At 40.1% G+C, this 11,255-nt stretch carries 8 protein-coding genes and 1 tRNA gene; 3 read left to right on the forward strand and 6 right to left on the reverse strand.

What is annotated here, in order from left to right; all coding sequences use genetic code 11:
• Window positions 1-336 precede the first annotated feature (336 nt).
• The gene (locus tag PL_RS01120; RefSeq protein WP_041877427.1) at window positions 337-576 is read right to left on the reverse strand and encodes a hypothetical protein; all 240 of its coding nucleotides are present in this window, start codon (window positions 574-576) and stop codon (window positions 337-339) included.
• Window positions 577-1,144: 568 nt separating this feature from the next.
• Between PL_RS01120 and PL_RS01125 the strand changes: the two genes are divergently transcribed.
• The gene (locus PL_RS01125) at window positions 1,145-1,360 is read left to right on the forward strand and encodes a hypothetical protein (protein WP_041877422.1); all 216 of its coding nucleotides are present in this window, start codon (window positions 1,145-1,147) and stop codon (window positions 1,358-1,360) included.
• A gap of 287 nt (window positions 1,361-1,647) precedes the next feature.
• Here PL_RS01125 and PL_RS01130 read toward each other — a convergent pair.
• A tRNA-Lys gene (locus tag PL_RS01130) sits at window positions 1,648-1,720 on the reverse strand.
• 205 nt (window positions 1,721-1,925) lie between these two features.
• Window positions 1,926-3,992: an OPT family oligopeptide transporter gene (locus PL_RS01135; RefSeq protein ID WP_041877420.1), complete on the reverse strand. Its 2,067-nt coding sequence runs from the start codon at window positions 3,990-3,992 to the stop codon at window positions 1,926-1,928.
• A 533-nt stretch (window positions 3,993-4,525) separates the two neighbouring features.
• On the opposite strand from PL_RS01135, the gene PL_RS01140 reads away from it, so the two are divergent.
• Window positions 4,526-5,941 (forward strand): hypothetical protein, encoded by a 1,416-nt coding sequence (locus tag PL_RS01140; RefSeq protein ID WP_041885159.1) that lies wholly within the window; start codon window positions 4,526-4,528, stop codon window positions 5,939-5,941.
• 99 nt (window positions 5,942-6,040) lie between these two features.
• Here PL_RS01140 and PL_RS01145 read toward each other — a convergent pair whose 3' ends face one another.
• The gene (locus PL_RS01145) at window positions 6,041-7,525 is read right to left on the reverse strand and encodes an amino acid permease (RefSeq protein ID WP_041885156.1); all 1,485 of its coding nucleotides are present in this window, start codon (window positions 7,523-7,525) and stop codon (window positions 6,041-6,043) included.
• 202 nt (window positions 7,526-7,727) lie between these two features.
• Between PL_RS01145 and PL_RS01150 the strand changes: the two genes are divergently transcribed.
• Window positions 7,728-8,123 (forward strand): VOC family protein, encoded by a 396-nt coding sequence (locus PL_RS01150; RefSeq protein ID WP_041885154.1) that lies wholly within the window; start codon window positions 7,728-7,730, stop codon window positions 8,121-8,123.
• An 87-nt stretch (window positions 8,124-8,210) separates the two neighbouring features.
• Here PL_RS01150 and PL_RS01155 read toward each other — a convergent pair whose 3' ends face one another.
• Together PL_RS01155 and PL_RS01160 are read right to left on the reverse strand one after the other, a co-directional pair.
• Complete coding sequence (locus PL_RS01155) at window positions 8,211-9,398, reverse strand: NAD(P)/FAD-dependent oxidoreductase (protein ID WP_041885152.1); 1,188 nt, start codon at window positions 9,396-9,398, stop codon at window positions 8,211-8,213.
• Between the two features lie 182 nt (window positions 9,399-9,580).
• Window positions 9,581-11,122 carry a RagB/SusD family nutrient uptake outer membrane protein gene (locus tag PL_RS01160; protein WP_041885177.1) on the reverse strand — a complete coding sequence of 514 codons (1,542 nt, stop codon included), beginning with the start codon at window positions 11,120-11,122 and terminating at the stop codon, window positions 9,581-9,583.
• Window positions 11,123-11,255 lie beyond the last annotated feature (133 nt).

Raw genomic sequence — 11,255 nt, forward strand, 5'->3', positions numbered from 1 at the left:
TTTCCAGATATGGTTAAGCCACTTTGTTTTATACCCCGGAGGGCTACCCTTGTAACAGACTGCTGACGCTATCTAAAAAAAGAGTTATTAACGATGTTTTGTAACCAGCATTACGGGCATAATCAGCTAAATCTTTAAATGAGGCGTCATTAAAAACAGTTTCTATTAACATCTTTACCATTATCAATGCTTAGTCTGGCTAGATCTTTAGTTCGGCCTTTATACACATAGGTCATCAATACTTGAAAACCTTCAAGTTCATTCAACCGTGTACGAATAAATGTAGATTTACCGGCAGCATTACAGCCAGCTACAAAAACCAATTCTGGCATAATGTTAATTCAATCTTTTAATAATGGTATCTCTCACCTCAATAGGCATATCATTTTCGTCAGTTATTACTTCCAGAGAAACAAGATACTTTTCACCTGTTTGCAACTCTTTACGCCAATATCCCTGGTCTTCTGCAAACTGTGCATAAAATGGATTGCCTAATTCAAATGCTCGTTGACGACCTAACTCATGCATATTACCCATGTTTTTTAAAAGCCTGTCTACAATTGAGGATGTTTTCATGAGGATAAAATATAATGGCTATTACAATACAAAAACCAATTCATTAAAAGAATTATTCAAATATAATTATAATGGTTTAAATATTACAGATGTGATATTTAAACCGGGGATTTAGTAATGTTTTTTAATGCAAAATGACCCAATTTGCAATATTTAGGTATTTCGTGATCCCGCTGGGATTCACATCCAGTGTGAAAACCATGGGTTAGTCATTATCTGGGAGGTTTTGGATTTGGTATCCACCGAATCGCCTGCTTTTTATTTGTAAGTATTAGTTGCAAATGCTGTACGATAAAGCTATTCAAAATATACCATCGCATTAAATAATAAGATTACAATTTGATCAGGAACAAGAATGTTATTTATTGAGTTGCTCATCGTAGAATTTAAACTGTGTCTGCAGTACTAACCGTAGATAACCTGGATGAAATTATTGATTTCTATAAAAATCAAGTAGGCTTAACTGAATCCCTTTCCTGGGATAGTCCAACCAAAAGGAGTTATTTTAGAAGCAGGAAAAGCATCGTTAGAGCTTATAGATAGAAAACATAGGGATTTTATAGATAAAATGGAAGTAGGTAAAGCTGGAGTTTCTGGCGATGTTAGGATTGCGCTGAATTTTGGCGATCAAATATCGGAAAAATCGAAACAACTTTTAAGAAATGGCGCTAAACCACTAGGGAAATTAACAAAGGCACCCTGGAGCGATATTATGCGTATAGAAGATCCCGCTGGTATGCAGGTTACATTGTTTGAAAAATCAACAATAACTGATAAGAAATAAATTCTTAGGATTACATCGATGTGAAAAGATTGATATAATCTAAGACAATTAATTAGATAAAGTTGCTTTCTATATAAGGTTGGGCAAAGCCCTACTTCCGCTTGATCTTTGATCTGCAAACAGCGTTTCAAGGATATTATTCGGTGAGTTGGTGCTTATTTCAAATCACTCACCGAATCGCTCACCTTTTATATGTGAACTGGTACAAGTTTTGACATCCTGGGAAAAACAAAACCCCTGCTAACATTACGTTTGCAGGGGTTTATACGTTTTGATCTTGAATCTTGTGATCCCGCTGGGATTCGAACCCAGGACCACTACATTAAAAGTGTAATGCTCTACCAGCTGAGCTACGGAATCATCATTCTTTTCAGAATAATACTCTAAGCGTTTCCGTTTAAAGTGATGCAAATATAGGAGTACGATACCTATAGTGCAAATAAATAATACCGTTATCTTATAGTAGCCTGATTCTAAGACTGATTAATTGCATTTAACGTTAAAAAACTGTTAAATTAACGTTCTAAAGGAGGTTTTTGTACTCAAAAACCTCCTTCAAAATGTACTATTTGATGATGTCTTCAGCTTCATTTTTCTTTTTTGAGATATTGTATAAGACAAATCCCATGAAAAGGAAGATTAAAACACCTAATAATTCATAACCACCCGCACCAAACCAGCGGGTAAACAATGGCTGAACATCAATTTTACTCAGATTACTGCGTACAGAAGGAATAACCATCAGAATAGCGACAACCACACCAGCCAGTGCACCACCTGCAACCAGTCCCGTTGCAAAGAGATTTCCAGGGCCCAGTTCTTCTTCTTCCGGTGTTTTTACTTTTTTCCTTTCTTTCCAGTCTACGATTCCCTTTATCGCTCCACCAACAAAAATCGGAAGCGTGGTAGATAAAGGTAAATAAGCACCTACAGCAAAAGATAAAGCATTGATACCGCATAACTCAATAGTGACAGCGATAAACACACCAACCAGTACATACTGCCAGTCCAGGTTAAAAGAAAGCATACCTTTAATCAGGGTTGCCATTAATGTAGCCTGAGGAGCAGAGTATAATTCAGTACCAATCGCATGTTTGATACCCTGAGCCAGCATTTCCGGAGTAGGAGTGTCCAGAATGCGGACTGTCAGTCCGATTACTATAGATGAAACGATAACCCCGATAAATAAAGCAAGCTGCTGATATCTTGGTGTCGCACCGATGATATAACCTGTTTTGAGATCCTGAGAAGTTGCACCGGCGTTTGCTGCTGCAATACAAATCATACCACCTACAACCAGTGCCATAGGCTCATATAACTTGCCGGTCCAGCCAACGGCGATGAAAACCAGGCAGGTTCCCATAATCGTTGCAATCGTCATTCCCGAAATAGGATTGTTACTTGATCCGATCAGGCCTACAATACGGCTTGAAACAGTAACGAAGAACGCTCCGAATAAAACAACCAGAACACCAATTAGTAAATTACTTAGGATTCCGTTACTTGGAATCTGCGGTAAAACAGCAACCAGGATAATCAGTGCCAAACTGCCAACACCCACAATTTTCAGCGAAAGATCGCGGTCAGTTCTTTTGGTATCAGCTACAGTTTTTCCTTCTTTAATAGAACCCAGACTATCTTTGAATGAAGAGATAATGGTCGGAATAGTTTTTAATAAAGTGATAAATCCACCTGCAGCTACTGCGCCGGCACCAATTTGTTTCACATAGGCCTGATAAATTGCCAGCGGGTAATCAGCAAAAGTCTTAGTTACCGGGTCCCAGCCTACAGAACCACCAGCTTTGGTAATATCAGCAAGTAATCCCAGTTTAACCAGCTGATGTGCTGCCAGAGCAGGATCAATCAGTGTAGCTAATAAAGGTATCAGTCCAAGCCAGGCTAAAACACCACCGGCAACCAGTACACCTGCTATTTTTGGGCCGATAATATAACCCACACCCATATATTCAGGAGTGATCTCTCCGCTAACCTGCGCAGAAGGCAGAAATTTGTTGGCCTGTGTAGTTACCCAGGTCGGCGCTTCTGAAATCACATGGAATACCTTTTGCAGCAATGCATAGATCATGGCAAAACCAAGACCCCAGAATGCAGTACGGGCAAATGACCCGCCTCTTTCTCCGGCTTTAAGTACTGAAGCACAAGCTGTTCCCTCTGGATAAGGTAAGGTTTCATGCTCTTTGACAATCAGCGAACGGCGTAAAGGAATCATCATCATCGTTCCCAGAACCCCTCCGAGAATAGCAAGAATCAGGATGGTCATATAGTTGAAAAAGGCTTCTCCCGAACTTTGTCCACCAATATCAGTACTCAGGAACAGGAATCCCGGAAGTGTAAATACAACTCCGGCAGCAATGGATTCACCTGCCGATCCGGTAGTTTGAATAATGTTATTCTCCAGGATAGTTGTTTTAAAAAACTTTTTACCCAGCGTAATTGCCAGTACGGCAATCGGGATTGAGGCTGAGACGGTTAATCCGGCTTTTAGTGCGAGATAAACAGTTGCGGCACCAAATATGATCCCGGCTATACATCCCAATAAAATGGACTTAATTGTAAATTCTGCTACATTACTTTCTGCAGGAATGAAAGGCTTAAATTCTTCTTTACTCATTATAAAAAAATATGGTTTAAAGATATCTTTTTTTGCCCACCTTACAAGGCTAAAGGTAAATAAACCGTGTATTTTGGGACTTTGGTAAGTGTAATGTCAACACAATAGAAGGGGCTTTTTGGCTCTGAATATGCTGGAAAACAGCTCGTAGAAAAAGATTATATCAGGTGAAAACCGACGTAAAAACAGGTTGCTTAAAGATTAAAAGGAGTTTAAGAGATGTTAGTGATCGGTGTTGGTATAGGGTTGGTATACCCCTGGGGTATACCAACCCTATACCAACACCGATAGCTGACCCTTTTGTAACTTTCCTGTTTGATATTTAAATTACCCCTGAAAGTTATTTAGGTAATCTGAAAACTATTATTTTTTCTAATAAATTAAGCTGGTTCAGCTGTTATACCAGGTGCATTGAACAGGTGAAAATATGACTAAAATATATTAGCAGATCTTCATATTTGAATTATCTTGGAGCTGTCAGACCGATAGCCTGACTGACAATTAAAATCATATTTTTGCGCTCAAATTATCAAGTGAAGAATTTATTAATCATATGCCTGCTTTTTACAGCCATTGGGGTAAAAGCGCAAACAGTAAAAGGGAACAAAAAAGCAGTTAACAAGTGGGGATGTACCAGTTGTGATACTTTGATCCTGAAACCCGGTAAACCGGTACTCATCTTTCATAACATTCCTCCAGTACTAAGTGCAGATGAATTCCAGCATGTGCGGCAATTGAAGGAAAGCGATCTGAGTGATGAATCTATTAATTATAAATTCGGATTATCTGCCTTATCCAATGCCCAAAGGGAATGGGATGAGCTTCAGATACATTTTCCTAAAGAAAAGTTTAATTACAAATACCTTTTTAAACATACTTATCTCAAAGTAATGAACAGTACCAGGGAGGTAGTCAATATGCTGACACTACCTGATGAGTATAAAGGCTTTGTTTACTGGAGTGGCAAGGCAGGTGATAAAGTAGTTAAACGGGAGGAAATGTATCAGCTGACAGAGCTTGTGGCCAAACACCGGAAAGCCAGATTCCGTTCGGGGTATATGATCAAACATGATCAGGATTCTGTAGCGATTGCACATTATAAAACTGTTTTCAATCCAACCCGGGAGTCTGCCGGCCAAGCCCTGTTTTTTGCCGTTAATCTGAACTTTAAAGACTATTATCTGCCATTGCAGCTTTTCAATCTTAAAGATGTTAAAGAGATAAAGCTAACCAGTGATGTGAGTAATTACAGGAATGTCATTTTAGATTTTAACAATAAAGGACAGGTTATCAAAATGCTGGATGCGCTCAAAGCAGTATCAGTCGAATACAAAGATGGTGCACCTCATTTATTTACTGATGGCAATGTGCAATTTCAGGAATTCAGTTATTCAGGTGATACAGTCATTGTTGCAAATAAATGGGATCATAAGCTGGATCTGTATACCAGAGCCGGGAATTTTTATTTTAAGACAAAATCTTATTTGTTGTATGAGCCTGTCCGGTACAGGAAGGAACTGGTTTTAAGCCAGAACGACCTGATTCTGCAAGCCGATGGGAGTGCAGACCTTGCTGTGCAGGCTTATAATCCAAATAAAGATGTACTGGATATGCTCACCGCACCAGCCGTCAATGAAGAATCCCGGCAAACTATTACCCATGTGAGTTCAGTCACCGGTACTTTACCACTGACAATCAAATACAGAGTATATTATGATTCTAAATTTACTGTATTAACCGAAGAACAGTACATGGACGCTAAAGGCAATCTGATTTTAGACAAGACTGTCGATGGAATAAGACGCCGTCACCTGTTTAAAATGAAAGATGGCAGACCATTAAGTCTGACTATTAAAACGCAGATTTTATCAGATGATGGGAAAAGCGTGCTCAGTGAATCAAAAAGGTTCAAACCACAGGTGATCAATTTCAGTTATCAGTATTATTAAAGCATTACAGACCGGATACCACTATTGATTCCATAAAAAGAGCGGAAGAAAACCGGTTATCTGGTTTTCTTCCGCTCTTTTTAAAATCAGCTTAAAATTTTACTGAACTGATCCTGAATTTGTGGTGTCAGGATTTTGCTGATGTAATTTCCGCAGTTTACTATGCTTTTTGCCATACAAAAAGTAAAAAATAACACCAATTGCCATCCAGATAAAAAGACGTTCCCAGCTTTCAATTGGTAAACCCACCATCAGACAAACACAAACGGCAATTCCAAGAATAGGAACCACAGGTACAAAAGGAACTCTGAAAGATCTTGGGATCTCCGGATTGGTACGTCTTAAAATGATGACGCCCAGTGCTACCAGCGAAAAAGCAAATAAGGTTCCGATACTCACCATATGCCCCAGATCAGAAATCGGGACTAAACCTGCAAGTAAACCTACAAACACAAGAAAAAACAGATTGCTTTTCCACGGAGTTTTAAAACGGGGATGAATATTACTGAAAAATTCAGGAAGTAATCCATCTTTTGACATACTGTAGAACACACGGGACTGACCCAGCAACATCACCAGGATTACTGAGGTATAACCAGCAAGAATTGCAATAATCAGCGCGCTGTTCAGAAAATGATAGCCTGTAACTGCAAAAGCTGTTGCTGCAGGGCTGGCATCCCCTTTAAATGCGGTGTAGGGAGCCAGACCAGTCATGACATAAGAGAAGGCTACATATAGTATTGTGGCTACCAGTAATGAGCCGATAATGCCGATTGGCATATCTTTCTGCGGGTTTTTAGCTTCCTGCGCAGCAGTAGAAACGGCATCAAATCCAATAAATCCAAAAAAGACTACGGCAGCACCCCTGATAATACCCGACCATCCGAAATGTCCGAATTCTCCTGTGTTTTCAGGAATAAAAGGACTGTAATTCGCTGTATTGATAAATGACCAGCCAAGGGCGATAAAAAGTAAGATAACACCAATTTTCAGGATCACTAACAGATTATTGATAGTTGCGGATTCTTTTGTTCCTTTTACCAGAACAAGAGAAAGTACAACTACGATAAAAACAGCAGGAAGATTAATGATACCGCCTTTTAAAGTAGTTCCATCTGCTAATCTGATCAGATCAAAAGGAGATCCTGTAAGTTCTGGTGGTAAATTAACAGATAGCTGGGCGAGTAATTTGGTCGCATAACTGGACCAGCTTACCGCTACAGTAGCAGAGGCGAGGGCATATTCAAGTACTAAATCCCAACCGATAATCCAGGCCATAAATTCACCCAGGGTTGCATAAGTATAAGTATAGGCTGAACCCGCTACAGGTATCATAGAAGCATATTCTGCATAACAAAGCGCACAAAAGGCACAGGCAACTCCGGCCAGAATAAAGGAAAGTATCACTGCCGGTCCGGCATTTTCAGAAGCGACAATGCCGGTCAGTGAAAATATTCCCGCCCCGACAATAGCCCCAATGCCTAAAGCAACGAGATTATAGGGGCCCAGCGTACGGGTAAGACCGTTTTCACCATTGTTTTTTTGTTCTTCTATCAGCAGTTTAATGGGTTTCTTGAATAGCATAGGTAATTTTTGATGGATTTGCGCTTATCTGTTTATATGGATTAAGGAGGGCAAATGTATAAATATTATATATAAACTACTAAAATAGTCGTCTTTATTATTTTGCAAGCCGTACTGAAGCATAAATACGTGGTTTTATCTGGCTATTAAATCAGGGTTTCTTATTATATTTAGATAGACTTAACTATTAAATCTTATTATTATGAGTTTTTCACATGCTGTGAGCTGGTTCGAAATACCGGCAAATGACATTAACAGGTCCCAGAAATTTTATGAGACCATTTTCGATATGCAAATGATACCCATGGATATGCCGGGTTTTGAAATGAGGATGTTTCCTATTATTGACCCTATGGTTGGAGTAGGAGGAGCTCTGGCCAAAAGCGAGGGGTTTCACGAGGTTTCTTCTAATAGCGGTACATTGGTTTATCTGAACGCTAATCCGGATGTTCAGATTGTACTGGACAGAATTGAAGCTGCAGGGGGAAAGATTCTGGTGCCCAAAACAGAAATTTCACCAGAATATGGCTATATGGGAATTTTCCTGGATACAGAAGGAAACAGGGTAGGTTTGCATTCCATTCCTCAGGGAGCTTAACCAGAATTCCTTTCAGGTACATTTCATGTTCAGGCACCTGAAATTTTTCAGGTGCCTGAATTTACTCCCGGAATTTATGACGTCAAATTATCGGTAAAAGACCTCAAAATCTTTTGCCGTATAATTTTCAGGGAATCTTTCCTCTTGCAGGAAATAAGAAGCAGTTTTCCCGATTGCATCAGAGCACATTGCTGAATAACCGTTACAGCCGCTGGCTACATATAATCCGGTCTGAGCGGTCTCACCAATATAAGGTCTGCCATGTACAGAACGATTGATGATACATCTTTTAACCTGATAATCAACCGGCCTGATATGGGGTAATATCTTTAGTAAGGCTTGTTTTAATCTGTCGGTAAACTGCTCACTGTTACCTGCTCTGAACCAGTGCTGAACCTGTTCAAGATGATCAAAGTAAATATCCTCAGGTACATTACATCCCATTTTTATATAATACTTACCATCAGGATATTTAACTGGTTTGATCAGATAAATTCCTTCAGTTATATCATTGTCAATTTCGTATAAAAGAGAAGGGAGCCCGGACAGCTCCTGAGCCTGGTCTTCAGTCAGCTGTGCCAACAGGATAATTTCATTTTTAATCTTTAAATCCAATGGCCGTGGAATAAGACCAAGGAAATTCACAAATGAACCTGCGGCCAGTAATATCTTTTTTGCCCGGTAAGTATTTCCTTCATGTGATTTAACGGAAAAACCCTGCTCATCTTTTGTTAATCCTATAATGGTTTCAGCTAGTATTGTCCCGTTATTCTGTTTGAAAATGCTTAACTGAGCCTGCAATAACAGACGTGGGTTGATCAGGCCGGCCGGAGATTCTTCCAGCAGCCCCTGTGAATGGTCAGGAAAGCTATAATCATTAAAATCCGCAGTGATTGCCGCGCCATCCATATAAGCTGTGTAATCGAGCTTAAACTGCCCGGCCAGAGAACCGGCATTGATCAGATAATCATCTTTTCCGGCAGGGTTTACATATAAGCAGCCTACAGGATCGTGAAATTTTATCCCGCTTTGTGCCGCTATAGTATCATATTGTCTGACTGATTCCAGATTAAGACTTGTCCATACCTGATCTTTACCGATCAGCCGCTGTACCCGCGCCTGATCATAATGGCTGGCAAAAACTATAGCCTGATTGTAATCCTCAGGCTCATCCGGCCCAATGACTGCAATTCTTTCTTTGTTGTAAGACAGGTATTTGGCCGCCGCTGACCCAACTAAACCTTTACCAATAACGATGATGTCAAATTCGTTCATAAATTTCCTTTAATATCCGGTATCCATAAGCCGGCAATCTTTTCAGCCTCTGATAATTTTCAAGATAATAATTTATTTAATGATCAATTGTGTCCGGTCTCTATTCTTAAAAATAAAAAATGGGCTGGTCAGGCATTCAGATAAGTGCCGGACCAACCCATTTTATGGAGAAAAGGAGTTACTTAATAACCAGGATTCTGAACCAGATTTGGATCTGAATCTATATCATTTTGAGAAAAAGGCATCAGGTAATCTCTGCCAGCCCTGAATACTCTTTGTTCAATTGCTCCTTTCTTTTGAGCTCCATTGAGCTTGATTGCACGGTTAAGTACGGTTTCGGCAATTCCCCAGCGTTTAACGTCAGAATAATATAATCCCTCTCCGGCAAATTCTATTCTCCGCTCATGTCTTATGCGTTGTCTCATGGTTTCCTGACTTAATCCTGCAGGTAGCGGAGGCATTTTTATACTGCTTCTGTTCCTTACCATATTGATCGCATCATAGACACTCTGATCGGGACCGGAAGCTTCATTTTTAGCCTCGGCATACATAAGTAATATATCAGCATAACGTAGCACTATACCATTGATTTGTGATTGATTATCTGAAACAGAAGTTGAGGTTGTATTATCGTAAACGGTATATTTTTTGAAACTATATCCGGTATAAACTCCTGGCCATCCATCTGCCGATACCGGGTAAGGTTTACTGTTGTATAATACTCCTTTTCTGAATAAGGTCTGATCCAGACGCGGATCGCGGTTGTTGTTGGGATCAGCAGAATCTGCGGCTGGATTTGACGGGCTGTAAATTGTTCCATCTTTCATTTCATATTCATCTACAAGATCTTGTGTAGGCTCAATGGAACTCCATCCAGGCGACAGGGCCGGATCATATATTCCAATATAGGTATCCCAGTTAGTGGCATATTTTGGCGCCAGAAACTGGACGTCAAAAATAACTTCCTGATTATTTTCGCTGGCCTCTGTAAACAGACCTCTGTAATCAGGAAACAGACTATAACTCATAGCCATGACACTTTGTGCAGCTGTAGCAGCTTCTGCCCATCTTTTGTTATAAAGCAGTACTCTTGTTTTTAAGGCAAGTGCAGCCCCTTTGGTTATCCTCCCTTTTTGTGCCGGAGTTGCCGGAAGCAGCGGCGCAGCTATTTCCAGATCTTTAATAATCTGTGCTACTACTTCATCTTTTGTACTTTTCGGCATGTTTCGCTGATTGAGATCAGTTTTTTCAAGCAATAACGGAACTCCGCCCCAATAGTTAGCGAGAATGGAATAGTAATAGGCTCTTAAAAACCGGGCTTCACCTTTCATTACATTCTTTGAAGCTTCCGGCATAGTGACTGATTCAATGTTGCCAAGAAAATTGTTGGTAGCCGCAATACCGGCATAGGCACCTTTATAAACACCGCCAAAACCTCCCAGGTCTGTTGGAGACTGCGCACTCAGGGCAATGTTTTTCCAGCCTTCCCAGGGATATTCACTGTAGGCATTGGGCGTAAGTACTTCAAGATAGGGCTGAACCTGTGATGTGACATCCCATAATGCAGAATAGCAGCCGGTTATCGCGGCTGATGCATCGGCTTCTGTTTTCCAGAATGTGGTTGGAGATAATTTGTCGGTTGGAACGAGATCCAGATCACCCTTTTTACAGGATGACATAAACAAGGCAATAAATGCTATGGATAGGTATAGAGAATTTTTCATCAGTATAAATTTGTTTTTCGTGGTGTTTAAGTTTTTAAGGGTTCTCAAGAGCAAACGTGGTTTTAATGGTGATGAAGCTATCATGTGCCACCCGATTTTATCCATTACGGTTGGTGCTCTGCTGCACATAATG

This window comes from Pedobacter lusitanus, assembly GCF_040026395.1.
Classification (GTDB): Bacteria; Bacteroidota; Bacteroidia; order Sphingobacteriales; family Sphingobacteriaceae; genus Pedobacter; species Pedobacter lusitanus.

Bases quoted from the DNA above. Each gene is read 5' to 3' on its own strand.
- PL_RS01120 (WP_041877427.1), bottom strand. From the start codon at position 576: ATGAAAACATCCTCAATTGTAGACAGGCTTTTAAAAAACATGGGTAAT.
- PL_RS01125 (WP_041877422.1), top strand. From the start codon at position 1,145: ATGGAAGTAGGTAAAGCTGGAGTTTCTGGCGATGTTAGGATTGCGCTG.
- PL_RS01135 (WP_041877420.1), bottom strand. From the start codon at position 3,992: ATGAGTAAAGAAGAATTTAAGCCTTTCATTCCTGCAGAAAGTAATGTA.
- PL_RS01145 (WP_041885156.1), bottom strand. From the start codon at position 7,525: ATGCTATTCAAGAAACCCATTAAACTGCTGATAGAAGAACAAAAAAAC.
- PL_RS01150 (WP_041885154.1), top strand. From the start codon at position 7,728: ATGAGTTTTTCACATGCTGTGAGCTGGTTCGAAATACCGGCAAATGAC.
- PL_RS01155 (WP_041885152.1), bottom strand. From the start codon at position 9,398: ATGAACGAATTTGACATCATCGTTATTGGTAAAGGTTTAGTTGGGTCA.
- PL_RS01160 (WP_041885177.1), bottom strand. From the start codon at position 11,122: ATGAAAAATTCTCTATACCTATCCATAGCATTTATTGCCTTGTTTATG.